Annotated in this window: 1 pseudogene; it reads right to left on the reverse strand. The window is 71.6% G+C overall.

Going from position 1 to position 250, the window contains the following annotated elements:
• A pseudogene (locus ACQG3P_RS21100) lies at nucleotides 1-237 on the reverse strand (PepSY-associated TM helix domain-containing protein); the annotation flags it as partial.
• Nucleotides 238-250 lie beyond the last annotated feature (13 nt).

Here is a 250-nt window from a genome sequence, read left to right on the forward strand (position 1 = left end):
GGCCTGGCCCTTGTCATTGGCCACCGCGATCGCCCGCGCATGTAGCATCGCCAGGCTGCCGGCACGCACCGGCGCGTTGGCGGGCGCGCGGATCGGCGCGGTATCGGTTGCCCCCGGCAGCGCCGCCAGCAGCTTGCCGTCGTAGCTCCGCGGGTTCAGCGCGGCCATCTGCAGGACCATCAGGCACAGCAGCTCACCGGTGACCGCGACCAGCAGGTGGAAGGGCAGGCTGAGCACGCCGATCACGTTG

Source organism: Stenotrophomonas sp. SrG (genome assembly GCF_050031795.1).
Lineage (GTDB): Bacteria > Pseudomonadota > Gammaproteobacteria > Xanthomonadales > Xanthomonadaceae > Stenotrophomonas > Stenotrophomonas rhizophila_A.